Source organism: Desulfocicer niacini, from assembly GCF_054657595.1.
In genome coordinates, this window is sequence record NZ_BAAHYK010000062.1 from 1 (window position 1) to 22,412 (window position 22,412).

Annotated in this window: 18 protein-coding genes and 1 pseudogene; 14 read left to right on the forward strand and 5 right to left on the reverse strand. The window is 41.4% G+C overall.

The features are described from left to right. The first annotated feature begins 175 nt into the window (after positions 1–175). Positions 176–1,021, forward strand: coding sequence for an SDR family oxidoreductase (locus tag ACYQ2M_RS22280; RefSeq protein WP_459918601.1), 846 nt, complete (start codon positions 176–178; stop codon positions 1,019–1,021). A gap of 303 nt (positions 1,022–1,324) precedes the next feature. Here ACYQ2M_RS22280 and tyrS read toward each other — a convergent pair whose 3' ends face one another. Then, entirely contained in the window at positions 1,325–2,605 is a 1,281-nt protein-coding gene (gene tyrS, locus ACYQ2M_RS22285) for a tyrosine--tRNA ligase (protein ID WP_459918602.1), read from the reverse strand. Between the two features lie 889 nt (positions 2,606–3,494). Here tyrS and ACYQ2M_RS22290 point away from each other — a divergent pair. The 9 genes from ACYQ2M_RS22290 to ACYQ2M_RS22330 all read left to right on the forward strand — a co-directional run bounded on the left by ACYQ2M_RS22290 (position 3,495) and on the right by ACYQ2M_RS22330 (position 13,741). Further along, positions 3,495–4,595: a GGDEF domain-containing protein gene (locus ACYQ2M_RS22290; protein ID WP_459918603.1), complete on the forward strand. Its 1,101-nt coding sequence runs from the start codon at positions 3,495–3,497 to the stop codon at positions 4,593–4,595. A 362-nt stretch (positions 4,596–4,957) separates the two neighbouring features. Next, positions 4,958–5,347 carry a YybH family protein gene (locus tag ACYQ2M_RS22295; protein ID WP_459918604.1) on the forward strand — a complete coding sequence of 130 codons (390 nt, stop codon included), beginning with the start codon at positions 4,958–4,960 and terminating at the stop codon, positions 5,345–5,347. A gap of 222 nt (positions 5,348–5,569) precedes the next feature. After that, the gene (locus ACYQ2M_RS22300) at positions 5,570–6,199 is read left to right on the forward strand and encodes a TetR/AcrR family transcriptional regulator (protein ID WP_459918605.1); all 630 of its coding nucleotides are present in this window, start codon (positions 5,570–5,572) and stop codon (positions 6,197–6,199) included. Between the two features lie 17 nt (positions 6,200–6,216). Next, positions 6,217–7,227 (forward strand): SAM-dependent methyltransferase, encoded by a 1,011-nt coding sequence (locus ACYQ2M_RS22305; protein ID WP_459918606.1) that lies wholly within the window; start codon positions 6,217–6,219, stop codon positions 7,225–7,227. Between the two features lie 117 nt (positions 7,228–7,344). Next, complete coding sequence (locus ACYQ2M_RS22310) at positions 7,345–7,854, forward strand: hypothetical protein (RefSeq protein ID WP_459918607.1); 510 nt, start codon at positions 7,345–7,347, stop codon at positions 7,852–7,854. Between the two features lie 521 nt (positions 7,855–8,375). Next, positions 8,376–8,714, forward strand: coding sequence for a hypothetical protein (locus ACYQ2M_RS22315; RefSeq protein WP_459918608.1), 339 nt, complete (start codon positions 8,376–8,378; stop codon positions 8,712–8,714). A 65-nt stretch (positions 8,715–8,779) separates the two neighbouring features. Beyond that, positions 8,780–10,969, forward strand: coding sequence for a PocR ligand-binding domain-containing protein (locus ACYQ2M_RS22320; protein ID WP_459918609.1), 2,190 nt, complete (start codon positions 8,780–8,782; stop codon positions 10,967–10,969). Between the two features lie 4 nt (positions 10,970–10,973). Continuing rightward, entirely contained in the window at positions 10,974–11,414 is a 441-nt protein-coding gene (locus ACYQ2M_RS22325; RefSeq protein ID WP_459918610.1) for a response regulator, read from the forward strand. Then, on the forward strand, positions 11,411–13,741 hold the full coding sequence (locus ACYQ2M_RS22330) for an ATP-binding response regulator (protein ID WP_459918611.1): 2,331 nt from the start codon (positions 11,411–11,413) through the stop codon (positions 13,739–13,741). Before ACYQ2M_RS22325 ends, ACYQ2M_RS22330 begins: the two co-directional genes overlap by 4 nt. A 76-nt stretch (positions 13,742–13,817) precedes the next feature. Here ACYQ2M_RS22330 and ACYQ2M_RS22335 read toward each other — a convergent pair. Beyond that, positions 13,818–14,086, reverse strand: a pseudogene (locus ACYQ2M_RS22335) (IS110 family transposase); the annotation flags it as partial. A gap of 286 nt (positions 14,087–14,372) precedes the next feature. Here ACYQ2M_RS22335 and ACYQ2M_RS22340 point away from each other — a divergent pair. From ACYQ2M_RS22340 to ACYQ2M_RS22355, 4 genes are all read left to right on the forward strand, one after another. After that, positions 14,373–14,657 (forward strand): DUF2867 domain-containing protein, encoded by a 285-nt coding sequence (locus ACYQ2M_RS22340; RefSeq protein WP_459918612.1) that lies wholly within the window; start codon positions 14,373–14,375, stop codon positions 14,655–14,657. 199 nt (positions 14,658–14,856) lie between these two features. After that, positions 14,857–16,146, forward strand: coding sequence for a S41 family peptidase (locus ACYQ2M_RS22345; RefSeq protein ID WP_459918613.1), 1,290 nt, complete (start codon positions 14,857–14,859; stop codon positions 16,144–16,146). A gap of 715 nt (positions 16,147–16,861) precedes the next feature. Beyond that, positions 16,862–18,400: a histidine kinase N-terminal 7TM domain-containing diguanylate cyclase gene (locus ACYQ2M_RS22350; protein WP_459918614.1), complete on the forward strand. Its 1,539-nt coding sequence runs from the start codon at positions 16,862–16,864 to the stop codon at positions 18,398–18,400. Between the two features lie 92 nt (positions 18,401–18,492). Next, positions 18,493–19,119, forward strand: a complete 627-nt coding sequence (locus ACYQ2M_RS22355) for a class I SAM-dependent methyltransferase (RefSeq protein WP_459918615.1) — start codon at positions 18,493–18,495, stop codon at positions 19,117–19,119. A gap of 174 nt (positions 19,120–19,293) precedes the next feature. On the opposite strand, the gene ACYQ2M_RS22360 is transcribed toward ACYQ2M_RS22355, so the two are convergent. The 3 genes from ACYQ2M_RS22360 to ACYQ2M_RS22370 all read right to left on the reverse strand — a co-directional run. Next, positions 19,294–20,460, reverse strand: a complete 1,167-nt coding sequence (locus ACYQ2M_RS22360) for a sulfotransferase family protein (RefSeq protein ID WP_459918616.1) — start codon at positions 20,458–20,460, stop codon at positions 19,294–19,296. Further along, positions 20,450–21,109, reverse strand: a complete 660-nt coding sequence (locus ACYQ2M_RS22365) for a TetR/AcrR family transcriptional regulator (protein WP_459918617.1) — start codon at positions 21,107–21,109, stop codon at positions 20,450–20,452. The genes ACYQ2M_RS22360 and ACYQ2M_RS22365 overlap by 11 nt, the downstream gene beginning before the upstream one ends. Positions 21,110–21,837: 728 nt before the next feature. Continuing rightward, positions 21,838–22,412, reverse strand: a 575-nt coding sequence (locus ACYQ2M_RS22370; RefSeq protein ID WP_459918618.1) for a hypothetical protein, incomplete at its 5' end; no start/stop codon positions are given.

The window sequence follows — 22,412 nt, forward strand, 5'->3', positions numbered from 1 at the left end:
TGGGTGTTTACATAAACAAAAGTCTTACACGAAAGCGAGTATAACCGAGGAACCGGATGCGGGAAAACCGCACGTCCGGGTTTGTGCGGGGGGCGCTGGGTAACTGGCGTTCCTACCGCGAGAGCCTTCTGTACTGTACTGGAAAAGAAAAATGAAACAGCGAGGAGCCAGAAAAATGAAAAGAAAAGTTGTACTGATAACTGGATGTTCATCAGGTATTGGAAAAGCTCTTGCAAAGGAATTTCATAGATGCGGCTTTTGCGTTATTGCAACTGCAAGGAAACTTGACTCACTTATAGAGTTACAGAAAAAAGGAATTTCAACTTATTCTCTTGATGTAAACAATGAGGATGAGATTAATAAAGTTATAAGCTCTGTGCTGGAGAAAGAAGAGCATATTGATATACTCGTCAATAACGCAGGATACGGTCTTATGGGACCATCTATTGAAATTCCCAAAAATGATTTTATAATGCAGTTTCAGACAAATGTCATATCTCCTGTTGTCATTGCACAAAAAGTTGTACCCGGAATGAAAGAGAGGGGAAAAGGTTTGATTATAAACATTGGAAGCATTTCAGGTATTGTAACAACGCCATTTTCCGGAGCTTACTGTGCATCGAAAGCAGCTTTGCATGCATTATCAGATGCATTAAGAATGGAACTTGCCCCATTCGGGATTCGTGTTATTTCAGTACAGCCGGGAGCAATTGCATCCAATTTTGGAGAGACCGCAAACACATTATATTCAGGCATCTTCAAAAAAAATTCATGGTATCATTCTTTAGAGAATTCAATTAGAAAACGTGCTAAGTCTTCTCAAATAGATGCAACATCTGCTGAAAATTTTGCAGGAAAACTTGTTTCCATTTCAATGAAAGAGAATTCGCCTTCAATTGTTCGGATCGGGAAAAAAAGTTTCTATATTCCACTGTTAAAAAAACTTTTTCCAATATCTGTACTTGATAATATTTTAAAGAATAAGTTTGAACTTACTAAAATTAAAGAAAAAAGTATTTAATAACTGTGATTTATCAAGAGATTATTATTTTGGTAGAAACCGCAAAGAGAGGGCTATCGGGATCGGTGGCTGTCAAGATACTTGTCGCATTTTTTGGCTTTTCAAAGCAAACACAATATATGGTGGTTAGATAATTTCAGAGAAGGCGTTCAATCATACCATCATAGATAGGGTTTAATGAGAAGCATCCATACAATTGTTGTAAGATTTAATAATTTGCTCAGTGAGTAACTCTATATTTTTCAGAATCAGCAAAGCTTTTTTCAAAGCAGAGCTGATTCTATTTGAAATTCGATTATCGTTTTAAATCTTAATTCTGTGATACCTTTTTTTGCCAGCTCTCAGGATAATTTCATGGTTTATAAGATGATCGGCGCAGATCGGCAGATCAAAAACCGTCACATTGTCTCCATTTATATATGCCCCGCCCTGGCTTATCAGGCGCCGGGCCTCTCCAGCTGTTTTGGAAAGACCTGTTCGATGAAAGAGCTGATAAGCCGGGATTCCATCTGCCAGTTCTCCCATGGAGACCTGAGTGGTGGGAAGAGTGCTTGGGGAAACAGCCGTCCCCTGTCTCGGTATGGTTGAGGATGGTAATATCTCATCAAAAATTTCGCGGCTGCCAAAGACTGCTGCTGCTGCGGCCTTTGCCTTTAAAGCCTCTTCTCTACTATGGGCCAGGCAGGTGGCTTCAAATGCGAGGATTTCTTTGGCCTGGTTTAGTCTGGCGTCTGAAAGTGAGGAGATGTGATCGATTTCAGCCATTGGCAGAAAGGTGAAAAGAGAGAGAAACCGAACCACATCCCGGTCATCAGTATTCATCCAGAATTGATAATAGTCATAAGGAGAGGTTTTTTCGGGATCAAGCCAGACAGCCCCACTAGCTGTCTTCCCCATTTTACTGCCGTCGCTTTTGGTAATTAGTTTGAAAGTGATTCCAAATACGGTTTCCTGCCTGGTCTTTCGAATCAGATCTACACCAGCCAAGATATTTCCCCACTGGTCACTGCCCCCCATCTGGAGCATGCAGTGGTGGCGGTCAAAAAGTTTGAGAAAATCATAGGCCTGGAGGAGCATATAGTTGAATTCGATAAAGCTGAGCCCCTCTTCGGATTCAATGCGCTGACGGTAGCTTTCCGCCTTAATCATCCGGTTGATGCTGAAATGCCTACCGATATCCCGCAGAAAGGGGACATAGTCAAGGGTGGCAAGCCAGTCCGCATTGTTTGCTAAAAGCGCCTTGTTGTCCTTAAAATCGATAAATTTTGACAATTGATTTTTGATACCCATAACATTTTTGTCAATGGTCTCCAGGGTCATCATCTGCCTCATTTCAGTCTTGCCGCTGGGGTCTCCGATCATGCCTGTTCCCCCACCTACCAAGGCAATGGGACGGTGGCCGTTTTGCTGCATATGGGAAAGGGACATGATTGGAATCAGATGACCGACATGGAGGCTGTCCGCAGTCGGGTCGAAACCGATATAGCAGCTTCCCCCCTCTTTGTTCAGGTAGGATCCCAGCTCTGCTGCATGGGTTTGATTGTCAATAAAGCCACGTTCTTTCAGGATGTCCAGTACATTCATTTTTCGATAATCCTATGTAATTAAAAATAAAAAAAGGGCTGCAACCCGGAAATGTGTTGCAGCCCTTTAAAATAAAAAATGCTGCAGACACTTCCGGCCTGCAGCATTGAATTTTCGTTTGTTTTTAAATTAGATCAAGAAACACCACGGCAGCCGGATATGTAATACCCGTAATAATAATAGTTCTGTTTGGCAGCAATGTGGTGTCGCAAATTAATTCTCCAATGTTAAAAAATGCCGTATAACATTACTGTTGAATAAAAATCAAGACTTTTTAGTAATTTGATGAGATTCTATAAAGTTTTTTTTATTCAATCTTGAAATTTCAGCGAGTCACATGCGATAGACTATGTCTAAAAATGCTTGCTTTTCCGGGGATGGGGACGGGTACAATATCTTGTAGCCCCCCTGTCTTGGCTGAGGTAGGATTATACATTATTTTCATGATTGTAATAGAAAAACATTGCACAACCTTTAGGATTGTGTCAACCTGTTAGGTTAAATTCAATCCTTTGTTCAAGAAGCCCGGCACCGAAGCCAAATCCAATTTTTTTGCCATAAGGGTTTTGCTTTGAATAGTTCGGGAAGGGGATCCCACCGAAGTGGGACAACCTCCGGTGGGAAGGAGGATGGATTTAACAATTACTTTAAAATCGTGTTACGTCAGCCAGTTTCTCCTTATATTGGGAAACATCATGGAGGCGGAAGTCTTGGCGGATCTGCCGCGCAGCGGCTTACTTGAACAGTAAGTTGGAGCGGACACGCTTTTGAACTCTGAAGGGTACATGGTTGCTGCTGAGAGCGTGCCGCTCAACATAAGTGTTCGCTCCAATAAAGCATTCAGAGACGAATGCTCATCAGAACAGGGATTAAGAATGTAAAGTGACATATGAATAAAAAGACTCCCATTAAAAAAAACTTGATTGCCAGTACTGCTGATATTCACAAATTACGAAGACTTACCATTCTAAAAGCTGGCTTGATTTTAATGATAGTTGTTGGTGGTACGTTTACTTTCATAAATTTTTCCAGAGGACTTTACATCCTCTCAGCCGTTGAAGCCTTGGTTTTCATAACATTTTCATTTCTGCTTTACTTCCTTTCACGCAATATTCGGATCATGGAGACTGCAATTTGGGTCTTCATTATTTCATCAGCTCTTTTTGGATTATATGCCTTTTATCTTCCCCAAACACATCTGACAGTCTTTGTGTGGGCATCACTTTTCTATCCTTTAGCGTTATTTTTGCTTGGAATACGTAAAGGAATAATTTTTAGTTTGATTTTTTATATTCTGATAAGCACGATATTTTTGTCAAAATATGGGTCAGGCGAAAGAGCCTTACCCATAGTCGGCATAGCCAATGTTTTGCTTTTAAATGCTTGCATTGCTTTTTTTTCCTTTTATTACGAAAAAACTCGATCAGATACAGAAAAAGCATTGCAGGCGGTAAATCGAAAGCTGGAAGAATTGTCTGAACGTGATGGACTTACCGGTCTCTACAATCGAAGATATTTCGATCAGGTAATGGAAATAGAATGGAAAAGATCGAACCGAAGCCATCAACCCCTTTCTCTGATTATGGCGGATATAGATTTTTTTAAAAATTATAACGACACTTATGGGCATTTGAAAGGCGATGACTGTATTCGGTCGGTGGCAAGGGCCTTCGGGGAGTCCGTTGGACGACCATCAGATGTAGCCGTTCGCTATGGCGGCGAAGAATTTGCAATCATTTTACCGAACACCAATTCTGATGGTGCAAGAAAAATCTGTCTGGCTGCAAAAGAACGTATTCGAAATAACAGCATTCCGCATAAAGGGTCAATGGTCGATGATATAGTAACCATGAGTTTTGGCATATCCATGGCCATCCCGAATAAATCATCTAATCCAGCTGAACTTATCGCCAATGCAGATGCCGCTTTATATAAAAGTAAGGCAGATGGACGTAATAGGGTAACTATTTTTACTAAAGATCTGTTTTAGCAGAAAAACAAAAAAATAATATAATAGAGGGAGGCAAAGCGGGTTTGATTCAGACAATCCCATAGCATAGCGATCGGGATAGGACTCCTTTTGTGCTGCTCCGCCTCGGCGGAACCACTGCCTTCCGAAGCACCGTCACCGGTACCCCGTTGTGATAACACTATACCGTGGCTTCGCGTCTTCGACCCGCCTCCATCAGGCTGGGTTTGGGACTTGCCTTGACCTTCATGATGCTAAGGTGTAGGCTCACCCTTAAGACGTGTGCCGTGCCCGGCACACAACATCTGGGTGCAGGGGATGCATTCCGCTGCGCTCCATGCACCCCTGAACCAAGCCTTATGTCATAAAGGAGAAACGAAAAAGTGAATCGGCACCCAGTAGAGCTTCAAATCGAAAAGGCAGACAAAGCTATCGTTGCTGAGAATTTTGACGTGCTCATGGATATCTATACGGATGATGCTATTTTAGTTATAGAACCAGGTCGGAATGCGGTAGGTAAAAAAGAAATTCGTAAAGCTTTTGAGGCTATAGCGGTATATTTCAAAAATGGATTGCAAGTTGAACAAAATGGTATGGAAATTATAGAGTCAGGAGATACTGCTTTGGTGTTGGCAAACACTGTCGTATCTGGTCCAGGTTTTCCTGCCACTGAACGTAAAGCCACATATGTATTCAATAAATCGCCTGATGACGTCTGGCGGTGTTCTATCGACAATTCATACGGTCATGAGATTATCGGTAAAAATGGATAACAAACCGTTCCTTTGGAAATCGCGAAAAACGCGGTTCCCGAAGAACTCCACGTTATGCTCCCACACCACCAAATCAAAAACTCACCCGCTATGGTGTGAAGTACAACCTGCTTAACCCTGATGTTTCTTTTTCATTTTTAATTGCATTAAAAAAACAATTCTGTTAAATTGAGCATGCTCAGTGAATGAGCGCATTCATCATCACCATTTTTGAAGGGAACAATGGATAGTAAAGAAACCAGTATCGGAAGTCGGAGGCATATACAAAAAGAGGAGACGCGAAAAATCATCCTTGAGAGATCCCGGGAGCTTTTTAATGAGCTGGGCTTTGACAAAACTTCCACGCGGGCCATCGCAACACAGGCCGGTGTGGGTGTCGGAACGGTCTTCAGCCATTTCCCAGACAAGTCATCACTGCTTATTGCCGCATTATTGGAAGATCTCACTTCCACCCAGGCAAACGCCATGAAAAGCATGCCCAAAGACGCTAATATGTGTGACAGATTTCTTCATCTTGCCCGGTTTTTTTACACCTATTATTCAAAACGCCCTGATCTGTCCCGGACATTATTAAAGGAACTTTGGTTTGTAAAAGGGGAATGGGGAGGGAAACTGACCACACAAGCTTTTGAATTCGTTCTTCTGATCAGCAATATGCTGGAACAGGCAAAGAAAAGAAAGGAGATTCGGCCCGAAGCCGATACCCTTCTGTGCGCCAGGGCCTTTTTCTCCCACTATTTGATTGTCCTTTATGAAGGACTAAACAGTTCCGAAGTCGATGTAGAAACCATGATAGACACACTGAAAGGAATGCTCGATCAGCTTCTGACCGGTGTGGGGCAAACCCTTTGATATTAATGGGAAAGAAAATGCAATTAAAATATATGTATTCGTTCTTTAAAACATTCAAAATACCAGGGCTTTTTCCTGTGTTTTCAGACTTTAAAAGGATCGTCAGATATCACTTTTTGTACGCTGCGGTTGAATCCGGGCTTCTTGAGGCATTGAGAACCCCTTGTTCCAGGAACGACCTGATTGAAAAGCTGGAGGTTAAAAACCCGGACATATTGGATGCCTTGCTCAAAGTCGGTATTTCTATTAAAGAACTGAACTGCAAAATGGATCGCTATGGTATCAGGGGTAAAAGATCTCTGGCAATGGTTGGTGCACACGGGGATACCCTGTCAGCAATAATTCAGGCCAATGTGACTTATTATAACAATTCATACCGTCATGCTGCAGCCAGGATGAAAGGCGCTGCCTTGGGTGATGACCTTAAATGGGTCGGTGATATTGTTGCCAGATTTTCTAAACTCTCAGACCCCGTGATCAATACGTTTCTGTCGGACATCGTGCCAACGGTTCCGGGATTGCGGGTCTTGGACATCGGATGCGGATCAGGTCTTCTTTTAAAAAGCATTTCGCAAATTAATCCGGATCTGTCCGGCTTGGGAATTGACGTCGATGAAGCCGCAGCCAGGCAGGCGATGCAGAATATGAAAAAGTGGGAACTTCAGGAGAGGTTTGAGATTATCAAGGGGGATATCAGGGATCTGCCGGAGAATATACCCCATTTTGATCTGATTACCCTGGTTAACGTTGTATACTATTTCCCACTTGAACAGCGTCCCGAACTTTTCAAAACGCTGCGATCCAGACTGGCACCCGGTGGTAGCCTTGTTATCATCATGAACATGCAGGGAAAAGACTCTGATTTCGGGGCGGCCAACCTGAATATGGCCAACGCTTCCATTCAAGGGGTCACATTGCTGCCTGATCCGGGGAGACTCAGGGAGCAGCTTAGAGAAAGCGGATTTTCAACCGTCAGAGTATCAGACCTGATGCCGGGCAGTTCGTTCGTGGGTATGCAAGCAAAATAAAAATATGGGTGAATTTTGGTTTGACACTCACTTCAAGTAATTCCCAACAGCAAACATGTATCGGGTTTCTCCAGTGATGTAAAAAGTTATGCAAAGAACTTAATCGAAGGCAAAGGCATGATACAAGATAAAAGACAAATCCAAATCAAGGCTCCTTCCCATGCTATCTTTGACTTGATTGACAGGATGCCTAACAAATTCCCTGTTTACAGATTCCTTGAGACCAAACCGTTCTTTTTCATAAGAATCCTCTTAGTAGATGGTCTAAATTCAGCTTGGGCGGCAGCAAATCTTAGAAGGCCGGATGATGTGCTGAAACTAAATGTGGGTGATACAATGGGGCCATTTACTCTGACAGAATTTGAACGGCCGATGAAATATTGGTTTTCCTTAAAATCAGTCTTTTTCGATTGCCAGACAGGATATTCCTTGCATTCAAACGACGGTGTGACAGAGCTTAGCTTTGATTTGATTGCAGAGAATCCAACCTTTAAGGAAAAAATATGGTGGTTTATTATCAAGCCATTTCATGCTCTTTTTGCCAATAAGGTTTTGCATGTGATTAAAGAAAAAATTGAGCATAACCATGTTTTGCAAGGGACGCGCAAAAAGCGCGCACGCTCCTGAAAACTGCGTTATCGCACCGAGCAAAGCTCGGCGCACTTTGCAGGGTGAAAGTCCCTGTTGGGTGAAATCCAGTAATGGGTTTCAGTTGTAAGAGAAGAAAATTTCAAAAAATGCGACAAGTGTCTTGACAGCCACCGCTCCTGCCGGTACCTTGGTGGCAAGCAGTTTCCGGTGTATCCGGTAACGGTGTGAAGCCCAACCGACAAAGTACCGAATTCCGCAATTGCGTAAGGGGTGAAAGCCGTGAGGCGGATACCCTCTTGGCAGCCTCATTCCGGGTGAGGGCAAGGGTTTGGATGATATGGTCAAATTAATTGAATGTTCTGTAAGTACCGTCAGAGGGAACAAGCTAAAGAGGCTGATAAGCTTGGACCAAAAGGTGAGCGGTCAGATTGCAGGTTTTGTAATTGCCTGCACGGAGATGATGTACCGCCGGTGCAGAGGGCAGACCTAAGTCATCCACTAATTGGCAATAGAGTGGAACGTGGAAACCCCGTATCTTCGTCGGGAGTATTCGGCAGGTGAAACCGCAAGGCACACTGATCTTCCGGGCAAGATGGGTAAAACCAAAGGGCGTTCCCGTTACAGCAATCGAGAAAATATGTAATGAAATAACTGTGAATTTCAGCATAGGTAAAAGAAACCAACCGGGCGGTTCCGCAAGCCTAGCCTTAGAAATGCTTGAGCCGTATGACGGAAGACTGTCACGTACGGTTCTGAGGGGGGAAAGGGGCTGGAAAGCCCCTGACCTACCCGATAGCAAAGGACCATGGAAGGCTCTTGAGGATTTGTGCGGGTTCGCCTTCTTTTTTTATAAAATATGTGGGTTAAGGCCGGTTGAAAAGCCAATCAACGATTGATTGCTTGAATACCTTAACTCTCTCAAGTCGCACATTCGCATTCACCCCAAAACGCATGGGATACAATGAGTAAACAACGATTGTATAAAAACATGGCTAAAAGGGTAAGAGAGTTGGAAAAAGAAAATGCGCAACTCAAACGTGACAGACTAGCTTTGAGCAGGGCACTGTCTGTAGAGGATGAGAAAAACATTGTCTTTGAAGATTTATTCTCAATTGAAGATATACAGCATCTTCAGGACGAGTTTGCCAGTGCTGTCAATGTCGCAGCCATTATTACCCATGCCGATGGAACACCGATAACAAAACCTAGTAATTTCTGTAGATTATATGGCGATGTAATCCGCAAGACGGAGAAGGGTCAGAAAAATTGCTATGATTCGGATGCGAAGATTGGGAAATTTCATCCGGAAGGCCCAATTATAAAAGCTTGTTTGAGTAGCGGGTTATACGATGCCGGTACGGGCATCATTGTCGGGGGAAAGCATATTGCTAACTGGCTTATAGGTCAGGTCCGTGATGACGTTCAAACAGAGGAGCGGATGCGCGAGTATGCTCGGGAGATCGGAGTGGATGAAACGGTAATGCTTGATGCATTTCGGGAAACACCGATAATGCCACGAAAGCAGTTCGACCTTGTTGCCCGGTTTCTTTTTACCATGGCTAATCAATTGTCTGAAATTGCGTATCAAAATGTCAAGATGGCTGGACTTATTGAGAAATTGCAAAAAACCAAAAACGTACTCCGAGAGAAAGAAGAGATTCTGGAAAACATCCATATGGCAGCACCAATAGGTATCGGTATAGTCATGGATCGTCAGTTTACCTGGGTCAATCAGAGGCTAATGAGTATTGTTGGTTATAGTGAATCTGAATTACTTAATAAATCCACACGAATGCTGTACCCCGACGACGAAGAATATGATAGAAATGGCCAGAATATACATAATCTGATCGAAAAAAATAGTGTCACTTCTGTCGAGACATGCTGGCAGCATAAAAATGGAGAACGTGTAGATGTTTTAATTAACGCAACGGCATTTAAACAAAAAAAAAGACAACGGCCAATTATATGCACTATACTGGACATAAGTGATCGGAAAAGAGTGGAAAAGGCTTTAGTGGAGAGCGAAGAGAGATTTCGGCTTGCCTTCAAGACAAGCCCAGATGCAATGGCTATTTCCAGGCTTTCCGATGGACGCTTTCTTAATATTAATGATGGTTTTGCGAGAATCCTAAAGTATAGCCGGGAGGAGGTCCTCAGCCAAAACTTCTCTACTCGCAAGCTTTGGAAAGATATTGATGATAGAAAGGACCTGAAGGATAAAATAGATGGGAGAGGATATATTGAAAATTATGAGACTCAAGTGGTTGATAAAAACGGAAAAACGCTAGACTGGCTATTGTCTGCAACTATTTTTAATCTTAATGGTGAAAAAGCTTTGCTTGCAGTCTCAAAGGATATTACAGAGAGAAAAAAAAATGAAAATGAGCTAAAAGAGTACCGTGAACATCTTGAGGAACTTGTTCGCCAACGTACTGAGGCTCTTGAAGCCAAAAATAAGGAGATGGAGACATTTACCTATTCGGTGAGTCATGACTTGAAAGCGCCCTTGCGAGGTATTGACGGCTACAGTCGGCTTCTTCAGGAAGATTACATCGATAAGCTTGATGAGGAAGGTCGATTATTTTTGAACAATGTTCGCCAAAGTGCGGCTCAGATGAATCAGCTTATTGAAGACCTACTTGCCTATTCACGAATGGAGAGGAGGGAAGTTCAACCTGCGGAAATCGATCTGCGCGCGCTGATCGACGGATTGATCGGTCACCGAACATTTGATTTTGAAACCAAACAGATAGATGTGTCAGTAAACCTGCCGTTTCAAAATATGCAATCAGATATGGCTACCATGAGGCAGGTTCTTACCAATTTCTTAGATAATGCCGTGAAGTTTTCCCGTGAGAAGCCGCCGAAAACAATTGAAATAGGCGGGGAAGATGATGAGAATTACTGGACTTTGTGGGTCAAAGACAACGGGATCGGTTTCGACCAAAAATATACTGACCGTATCTTTGAAATATTCCAGCGGTTGCATAGGGCCGAAGATTATCCGGGGACAGGTATCGGGCTGGCTATTGTAAAGAAAGCTGTTGAGCGGGTTGGTGGGTGTTGCTGGGCAGAGAGTTCACGTGGAGAAGGGGCTACATTTTTCATTAAAATTCCCAAAAGTGTCAAAAAAAAGAAGGGAGACTGACCGGATGAAGCAACAGAGAAATTCGCACCAACCGATTTTATTGGTAGAAGATAATCCCCTTGATATTGACCTGACCCGGCGAGCATTCAAAAAACAGAATTTAACGAACCCTTTGGATATTGCAAGAGATGGCGAGGAAGCCATTTCATGGCTTAGCCGTTGGGAGGCAGGAGAACCGTTGCCGCTGATTATCCTTTTGGATCTGAAGCTCCCCAAGATAGGAGGGCTCGAGGTTTTACGAAAATATAAAGAGCAACCAGGAATAAGAAATATACCGATTGTCGTCCTGACAAGTTCTTCACTGGATGCAGATATTACTACAGCATATGAATATGGTGCGAATTCATATATTGTCAAACCGGTTGATTTTGAAAAATTTGTTGAGGTTGCCACAGAAATTGAAATGTATTGGCTGGGAACAACCCTTTTACCGAGAATGCTATGAAAATATTGTATGTGGAAGATAATCAGATTGATATTGATTTAACAATTCGGAGACTTAGAAAAAGCTCTCCTACGATATTCATCGATATAGCTCATAGTCAAACAGAAGCACTGCAAATTGTTCGACGTGAGGATTTTTCGGAATATGATCTGGTTCTGACAGACATGCACCTTCAAGATGGTGATGGTATTGCTATTCTATCTCACATAAGAGGTCATTCTCTACCTGTTGCAGTTGTGATATTAACCGGGCAGGGTGATGAGGACGCTGCTGTTGCAGCGTTAAAAGCAGGTGCGGATGACTATATTGTTAAAAAACAAGGTTATTTGGAAAAATTGCCAGAGTTCCTGGAAAATGCTTCTACTTCTTTCCGCAAGGCTAAAGATTACGATGTAGAAAGATTGAAAGTCATTTATGTTGAACACAATCAGGCAGATGTTGATCTGACTTGTAGGCATATTGCCCGTTATACGCCACATATCCAAATGGACCCAGTCTATAGTGTGGAGGATTTCTATAAGATAATAGAGCAGACAGGATGTCTAGATCAGTATGGCGTGATACTCCTTGACTATAGGCTTCCACAGGCGAATGCACTGGAGATATTAAAGGAGATTAAGCTCTCAACAAATAATGCAATACCAGTTATTTTAATAACCGGAAAAGGTGATGAGGAGATAGCAGTCAAGGCATTGAAGATGGGGGCCTATGACTATCTTACTAAAACCCAGGGTTATCTGTTCAAGCTACCATCCGTTATAGAAAATGCCCACTACAGTATGCGTTTGGCGCGAGAGCACAACGCCTTAATTGAGAGTGAAAAGCGCTATCGAGATTTGTTTGAAAATAGTCCCATTGTCAAGCTTATCATAGATCCGGATAACGGCAGGATTGTTAATGCGAATGCTGCGGCGGTTCGTTTTTACGGTTGGTCGTTCGAGCAATTGATTGCAAAAAAAATTTCCGAAATAAACACCATGCCGGAGGAAGGGCTGAGAGCGATCTGGGAATGGGCTTCTAAAACAAATTTTGACCATTATCATTTTCAGCACCAGCTGGCAAATGGTTCCATCCGCGACGTGGAGGTCAGCAGCGGTCCGATCGAGATTGATGGGAAAACCATGTTGTACTCTGTGATATACGATATTACGGAACTCATCAGAGGGCAGAAGGAAAAGGAAAGATTACAGAGAAAACTGGTACAAGCGCAGAAAATGGAAGCCTTTGGACAACTGGCTGGCGGCATCGCCCATGATTTTAATAACATACTCTCTGCTGTTCTAGGTTTTAGCGAGCTTGCCTTGTCCCAAGTTGAAGAACAGACACCGCTTTGGGATGATATTAACGAGATTTATGTAGCTGGAAGACGAGCAAAAGAACTTGTTTCCCAGATACTTACCTTTGCTCGTCCAGCCGATGAAGAAATAAAACCGATTCGCATAAGTCAGATAGCAAAAGAGGTTTTAAAATTAATACGCTCATCAACCCCGACTTCCATTGAAATACGACAAGAAGTGGATTCCACTGCGTTAGTCAAAGGAAATGCTGTCCAGATTCATCGGATTATGATGAATCTCTGTACCAATGCCACTTACGCAATGGAGGATGGTGGTGCTCTTGAAATCATCATTCGTGATGTCGTTCTTGATGGCAAGGAGAACACTATCGGGATGCAACATGCCTCTGGGGCTTATGTCGAAATGATAGTCTCAGATACTGGTACCGGTATTCCCCAGGATATAATTGATTCAATATTTGTGCCCTATTTTACAACGAAACCGCCAGGGGAAGGCACGGGCATGGGGCTTTCTATGGTGCACGGAATAGTGCAGAGTTACGGCGGAGCAATCCAAGTTACAAGTTCACCTGGTAAAGGCTCTGTTTTCAAAATCTATCTGCCGATAACATCTGAAGGTGAAAAATCCTTGAATTATGAGTCCAATGCTCTCCCAAGAGGAACGGAAAGGATTCTTCTCATAGACGACGAGATCTCTGTTGCAAGAGCAGAAGGAAAAATCCTTGAACGGCTGGGGTATGAAGTAACAGTTATGAATGACAGTGTTGAAAGCCTGAAGCTATTTGCAGCAAGACCCTACGATTTTGATCTGGTTTTGACTGATACGAATATGCCCAAAATGCCGGGCAATATATTAGCGGTAGAGCTGATGAAAATCAGACGGGATATACCTGTGATCCTGAGTACCGGCTATAGTAGAAAAATGTCTCATGAAACAATAAAGGCAATCAATGCTAAGGCCTTAATTCATAAACCGATTGTTGCAAGGTCTATCGCCACTATTCTTAGGGATGTGCTTGATCAGGTATAAGACATTAGACCTCGACTGATCTTGTTTTGAAATTCGGCCCAGGCGGGTAAATCTGCGAGTGCTTCAGTTAGTCATCTCTTCTTCGTAAAAGATCTCTCGTTGCTCGCATTTTCTTGGGGTAGGCATAAGCAAGAGGAAACATGCCGCCACGAAGCAGACCCGCTATTTTACGAGAGTCTATCTTATCATTTTTAGCCTTACCTCCATGAATAGAATAGCCTTCATGTAGAAGGCATGACCCAGTACGAAATCTATACCAGCCTTTTTACAGAAATCGGCAAACCAACATCAGGTGAGCATACACTCGACCTCAACTACCAGCTCCTCTATAAAAGGTTGAATAATGCCCATAAATATGTCAGCAAATCCCATTTTGGCTGGCCTCGGGCCGCCAATTTTGTTTTTTATATTCCTGATAGTTATTTACAATCCCCATATATATTTGGTACACCTATCTAAGGTTAAGTTCAACAGAATTTTATCCACCATCCCTTGTTGCAGGGACGGATAAAATTTTATGTCATACTTTATTTTCAAGCCGGAAGATGTCTTTTTGCGGAAACGGGACGGAGGATAAAATTCATAACGTTAGCTGGAAAGCGATCTTGAGAAAGACACTCTGGAACGCGCGATGGACATCTCAACGAGAGACTATATGAACTTTAGGTCAGTGTATACCTTCGAGGACGAAACGCTCCATGAACTCTCCAATTCAACCGAGCATGCATTAATGCATTATGCTTGGTCTCCTTTGGGAGAAGGGAAGTGGAAGGTCCGTCTTGCGGTGTACATTAAGTATAGGAACGCTTTCAGCGTGTTTTACATGAACTGTATCCGACCATTCCGTCATTTCATCGTCTACCCCCATATTTTTAGAAAGTGCATGGAACAATGGGAAGCACGAAAGGTGCCCTGATAGGATTTTGGTTTTAAGTATGAGCCGTTATTCCGTTATAGAAGAACCTTTTGTTAGAAAACTTTTTGTAATTTGTGTATGTAAGTGGTTAATAATAATGCTGAATATTTTAGATAACAAGTCGGTAGAAGGGACGCCGTGAACGGGAGTCGAATTCCGCATAAGTTACTGGCGGCGCCCCTCACCTCAGCGTTCGACAATGAAAAAAGAACTAATTAAAACGGATTATATAGACCTTACTATGAAAAAACTCATCCTATTTGTTTTGAGTATGTGCCTCATTATTGTACGAGTTTCACCTGCAGTAGCTAAACAAAACCATAGCTCCTATTCTGTTTTATTTGAAGAAATCGTTAACATTGTTGAAGAGCATTTTTATAATCCTGACCAAATAGCCAAGGATTTTTCTGCAATTAAAGCCGACTATCGTATAAAGCTAAAAAATATGTCTTCTCAAAAAACGTTTTCCAGTTTGGTGAATACCATGCTTGGCGAGTTGAATGCTTCTCACACATACTATTTAACGCCAGATGATTATGAGTATTATCAGCTATGTGCATTGTTTTCAAAAATTCCAGAGATCGGCAAACTATTCGATGGTAAAGAAGTGTTGTATCCATCAGTCGGTATTTTAACCCAGGAAATCGAGAAACACCTGTACATTGCCTCTGTACTTGCTGGAAGTGTAGCCGAGAAAGCAGGGCTGTTAAAGGGTGATGAAATCCTGTCCGTCAATGGTAAATCGTACTTGCCAATCGCTTCACTTCGTTCATATATTGGGGAAGATGTCGTTTTTAAAATCCGACGAAAACAGATGGACGAGCCATTCACGATTTTAATGCAACCTGCGCTTGTTAATCCCAAACAGGAGATGTTGGAAGCACAAAAATCCAGTGTCCGGATTATTGAACGGAATAAAACGCGCATTGGCTATATTCATATTTATTCTTACGCGGGTTATGAGTACCAGCAGGAATTACTGAATGCCCTTACTTGGGGTAAATTGAAAGAAGCCGACGCGTTGATCATTGATTTGCGATATGGCTTAGGTGGGGCAGCACCATCTTATCTTAATATCTTTAATACGAATATTCCGATCCTCAAGATGCATCACCGAGATGGCACGGTAACTGTTTTCGATTCCCAATGGCGAAAGCAGGCGGTTTACTTGGTTAACGGGTATAGTCGAAGTGGAAAAGAACTACTGGCACATGGTGCGCGAAGATATGAACAGGTAAAAGTCATTGGAGAACGGACGCCGGGGCATTTCCTTGGAGGCCGGCTTTTTCCATTGTCCAATGGTACCGTCCTTTTCCTTGCAGTGCAAAGCGCCCTAGTAGATGGTGTTAATCTGGAAGGAATTGGTGTTCCACCAGACATTGAAGTTCCATTTGATATTCGCTATTGCGCCGGACAGGACGCACAGCTAGAAAAAGCCCTTGAGTATCTTGTCGAGCAACTGTCGAGTCAAACAACACGTGCTTTGTGAGCAGATGTCGAACAAAAGTATCAACCTGACTTTTTTCGCCGTTTCGTACACTATGAAAAAAGCAATTTAAGCAAGCGTTAGCAATCAATAAAAACGAGTAAGATATTAAAAATTATTGTAATTCAGCATTAGTTTTTTATTTTAATGAAATACTTTAGATAGATATTTCTATATTATCAAATATAGATAAATCGGGGTTGATCATAAAATGGGCCACAAGGTGTCCCCAAAATTTAAAAAAAGTGATTGAAGAGCAAAAAAATAGATAGACAAAGAGAGCCCGGTCTGAGAATAGATATTGCAGCAACAACAACTATTCTAAAGAAAGGATCAACAGACCGAGCATGGTGATACACACTCTGAGTCTTCTCAAAAAGCAAATTTCAAAACGAGGTGGGCCAGAGACGAGGTCTCCAAGAAAATTATCGATTTCCAAAGCCGCAAAGACAAATTCAGCCAGCGAGGGTTTGCCAAATACAACGGTGTCCCGCGTACGACACTCAAACAACATGTTTGAATGGCTTCTTGGAAATATGCCTTTGCCCGCAAGGCCAAAAATTAGAATGAAAATGGCGAGTAGTCACAATGGACCATCTTATGATCAACCCGGATAAATCGGAGGGATTCGAAAATATTATTCCATAAGTTATCTAATGTTTATTTTAGTTATAGTAAAAAAATATAAGTTACACTTGATGATAATTATATTTAGTTTATGAATATAGAATTGACACATGTAATGATTTTTGTAAGTTTTTTTCTTTGTCTTTTTCTTTGTATCTATAGTTTAAGACTTAAATTTACTCCCTTAAATTTTATTTTTTCACTTTTTACAGCAGCAGCTGCTGTTTATGCTCTTGGTTATGCATTTGAGTTGATGAGTGTGGACTTGGAATCCATGCTTTTTTGGTCTAAATTTCAATATATCGGGATACCCTTTTTGCCTGGGTTATTAATAGTATTTACTTTATGCTATACGGGTTATGAGAAAGAAGTAACTAATTTTAGATGTTTGATATTTTTTATTATTCCTGTTATTTCATTTATCGCTAGATGGACAAATCATTATCATCATCTTTTTTATAAAAATCCTGCTATATTTAATTCCCATATGGGGCCTATGTTGAGTTTTGAGGCAGGTTTTTTTTATTTCATACATATTATATATCTTATCTATGCGTTGAGTTATTGTACAGTTGTATTTATTAATTATTTTTCAAAAACAGCATTTGTGTATCGAATGCAGTCATTATTGATTATCGCTTCATTGACTATTCAGTGGTTTGCTTTGATAATTTATCTGGGAGGACTCGGTCCGAAATATTTTGATATCAATCCTTATATGTTTACAATTAGCTCAATTTTTTATGCATTTGCTATCTATCGATTTTCTCTTTTTAATATTATCCCAGTTGCGAGAGAAGTTATATTTGATGAAATGAATGATGCAATCATTATTATTAATTCTGATCTTCAACTTATTGATTTTAATAAACGATGTTCTTTATTGTTTAATGAAATCAATGATAAATCTATAGGGGAAAATATAGAACAAATTTTTATTTATCGACCAGAAATAATAGATGCTGTTAAAAATATTTCTGTTTCAGAGATTGAGATAATAGAAAATACTACTGATAGTCTCTTTTTTGAGCTATCATTTAAATCTATTAAAACGGTAAATAAGAGTGATGCCTGTATAATTATTACATTTCATGATATTACTGAACGGCGAATGTTGATGCAAAAGCTTGAAAAATTAGCTAATGTCGACCCTTTGACCGGAGTTGCTAACAGGCGACAGCTTAAGATTCAAGTTGAGATGGAGATGCAACGTTCGATCAGGATGAATATTCCATTTTCTGTTTTGATGTTTGATATTGATTATTTCAAAAATGTAAACGATACTTGGGGGCATCAGTGTGGAGATCAAGTTTTGAAACAATTTGCCATAACTATTTTGGCTAATATACGTAAAATCGACTACTTTGGAAGATTCGGAGGTGAAGAATTTATAATGATAATGCCAAAATCGAACCGTAACGTTGCTACAGACATTGCTGAAAGGCTACGACAGATAGTTGAAAAAATGATTCTGAACATAGACGGAAATATAATCAAAATAACCGTTAGTATAGGTATCTCCGGAAGATGGAATAATGAAAATATTTCAATTGATTCACTTATTAAATATGCAGATAATGCTTTATATGTTGCAAAACAGAATGGACGAAACAGAGTTGAGGTTGCTTAAGTAATTCTGGTGTAAGGAAAAATATGTGATACTTGATGTTCAAATATATTTTTGACTAAAAATTAATCCATACTAAATATGAGTTTGATATTATGACTTTATCAAAAGATTCATACTGGGCTACCAACGCTTCACGGTATGATAAAAAGACAGGCAGAGAATCTGATATATTATTAGAAAAAATAAAAACAGATATTGGTATTGTACCCAGAGTTTTGGATATTGGAGCGGGAACGGGAAAAGTTTCATTTAGTTTGGTTAATTACACTCAACATGTTGATATGCTCGATTCTGAACCCAAAATGATTAACGTTGCCAAGGAAAAAGCAAAGACAGAAAAAATAAAAAACATTTCTTTTCATATAGGAAGTGCTTATCAATTACCTTTCTCAAACAATCTATTTGACGCTGTCGTTATACTAAACGCGTTACATGTCATGGAAACACCGGAGGATGCGATTAATGAGGCAAAACGTGTCATAAAAACAAATGGATTGCTGATCACTCCAACATATTGCCATGCCGAAACAAAGGAAAGCCTGAACAATTATCAAACATGGTCAGAAAAATCAGGGCACAAATCTTTTCATCTATTCACCCTTGAGAGGCTTTGTGAACTAATAAAGAGGTGTGGATTCACAATAAAGTCTAAAGAGTTAATTAAAATGGATTTTGGAGAAATGGGAATAATGAATATCGGATATGTTGTTGCTAATTAAATCGAAAATTCTGAATAGTCCAACAAAAGGCTAAAGACCGACCATACCCATCCAAAAGCCGCGGGTATGGCGGCTTAGCCATGCGTTCAGTGCACCTGCGGCGCACTGAATAAAGAATTATACCCAATGTGAAACCCATGAAAAGCACACTAAAATAATTTTGTATTCTTATCGTTATTTACTTCCTGTAAGGTTGAAGCGGTTAAGGTAAAAACTGAATCGTTCTTTTTCCAGGTCCGGGTCCATTCCCAGTTCAGATGCATTACAGAAGTGGCTGCCGAATTTTGAACGGGGATTGTCCCGCAGCCAGACCTGCATTCGTTTTTGGACCGTTCGGCTGAAGGGGATATCAAAATGTTCGTATGTTTTTTTCATGGATCCTATCGGATCCTGGCTCAGATCTGTGTGAAACACATCAAAAACCTGTTCCCCCCTCAATTCTTCCCGAACCTCTAAGGCCCGCTCAAGGCCCTTAACCCAAAGGGCAGGATACCAGTCCGCTATGGCCGGAATATTCACCTGACCAGTGGTGAGTTGCGTCCAACGGGAAACCAGGCTGACACCGGACACCATGGCTTCAAATGGATCCCGGTGTGTAAATATGATTCTGGCGTCGGGATAGGTCTTTAATAGGGGCTTCAGGCCGAACAGGTGAAGGGGTGCCTTGAGCACCCAGTGCTCATTGGGTAGTTTCCACTGGAACACCTGGAGCAGGCGTTTGTGCCAGACATAGGCCTGGGTCATGTCGCAGTCCCCCACCCAATTGCCATGACCGAACAGGCTGGACCCGGCACTCCAGCCCGCATGGACAAATTCGTGGGCCATGAGGTTCTGGCATTCTGCGGTGCCCAGGGCCATGAAATTAATGCCGTTGATGCCCCGCAGCTCAGGTTCCATTGAAAATAACCCTTCCATGGCATCGTAAGTTGATTGGATCCTTGGATCAGGCATGTGGGGCAACAAAGGGGGCGGCGGACAAACAGCACCTGCGGATTCAAAATTTCTCAGGAACCGGGACAATGGATCCAACGCCATCAGGGTCTGGGTAATGGTGGTGCCGGTCCTGGGCAATCCCACGATAATAATGGGGGCCTTAATTTCTTCACCCTGAATTTCAGGATGATCTTTTATCAACTGGGTAACCTGCAGCCGGTTGACAAGGATCTGGGTGATCATCTGCTGAAAATACCCGGCAGTGCCTTCTGCCAGGTCCAGGTCATTGTTCAGGGAATTGATCAGCGCTTCCAGGCCCTGTTTAAAGGTATCCCCCCCGAAATCCTCCAGACCGGATGTCTTAACAGCATTCTCCATAAACGGCTGCGATACAAGCTTAATCCCCATGGATGTTCTCCTCTTTTTTTAGAATGTTGTTTCGTACCGCCTCAATGCCTCCCAAAGAAAAGTCATATACATGGGCGGCCCATTGTTCAAATCTCTCATCTGCAGAATAATCTGGAAACAGCCGGGAAAAAACCGGCCATGCAAAACTGTAGTAAAGCAGTTGCCCGGCCACAGACACCAGGCAGTCCCGGGCCATGTCATCTGTCGTACCCTCTCCCAAAAGGTCCCGGAACATTTTTAAATGCCGCTTGATTCGAGGCCGGTTATAGGTATCCACCAGCTCCTCGATGAACGGGGAGGGCTGGGTCATTTCGGAGATAAAAATGGATGTAATGTCCGAGGCAAACGCATTGTTCTTATAAAGCATGGCGCAGAAGTTTGAAATCATTGATCTGAGCTGCTCTTGGGGTTTTTTTTGCTCCCAGTCCTCTCGGTCAAATCGATCATAAGCGGAAAAAATGGCATCTAGAATTTCACGGTACAGTTTTTCCTTGGATCCGAAATAATAATTAACCGCATTAATGTTGGCGGCCCCTGCTTTTTTGCAGATTTCCCTAACAGTTGCGTCCCGATATCCCTTTTCTGCGAATACCTTGATGCCTGCTTCAAATAATTTCTTTTGAGTGCTTTTTGATTTAATTTCCGGCATAGGTGATCCTTTTAAAGATGTGTTAATGCAACTGTATTAATACAGTAGTATTAATTTGTCAAGCCGTAAATGAATTTTATAAATATGTAAAATATCTTGAAAGGGCACTCTTCGGTGACTATTACTGAGCTTGTTAATGGTTTTACAAAAACAAAAAAGGATGACATGAAGACTCAACGTGGTGGATACCGTGGAAAACCTAAACCCCAATTACCTCCTCATCTTAAGCGTGTCCACGTGAATGCTCGCATCCAGAAATGGATGCTGGATCAACTGAAAGCAAGGGAGGGAGGTAGGAATCGTATTGGAAGAAATTTTGAAAAAAGCAGGTTTTAAATATCGTGAGCCCAGTCGTTATTCATGATGACAATTTTACAGTGTTAAAATGCTTTTATGGATAAAGGAGGGTCAAAAAATGAATCGGTATGGCTCATTTTTTTTGATCGAAAATGGCTCATTTTTAAATGAGCCTTGACAAAACTTTGGGGGATTGTTTTATGCCTGATGCCAAGAAGTATTCAACATTTCATTTATTGAGGCGCTTTATAGAATAATGACGCTTGCCGGTAATCGTTTGAAACAACTTGGTAGCCATTGTGAGAAAACTGCAACGGCATTTTTCGATGCAACTATGTAAACTGCATTGAAAAGCGCCGGTTTGTTATAAAAACGAAAGTTAGTCAGTCATTTTTAAACCTGAAAATTGAGTTATTAATTGTTTGTAAACGCTAAATGTATAATACTTTTGTATTAATATGTCTATCCTGCATTGAAAATAAAACATGGTAATCATGGCCATCTTCAAGTAAATAGCCGTAGCGTTTAACAGCGGCAATCGGATCTTTATCGTAGGCTGCTGCAAATTCTTCATGCTTGTTAATTGCTTCTAATAAGGATGTGTCCGCCGACATTTTTCTAATTGAATTTGATAATTCATTATCAGCATTAATTTCTTCAGCAAGAGTCTCTGATACAGAGTTTCCGCCATTGATTAAAATTTTCCCATCATGACCAACGCTGAATTCCATCTTGGAATCAGGAGAAAGTCCATGTTTAGAATAAAGAGCTTGCAAATGTTTTTCGACATAAGAAGTTGTATTTGAAAGTGACTCCTCAATGTCCCTTACGGATATAGTAGTGCTTCCAGTAGAGGAAAATGGGCTGACTAAGAGCAAATGTTTTGCTTCATTGGAAATGTTTACTGTATCGGTGATTTTCTTCTTATCTTCAGGAGTTGATGAGCTTGATCGTGAAAATATTCGAGCATAATTCATAGCTTTTGCGTTTTGGGCAGACCTTATAC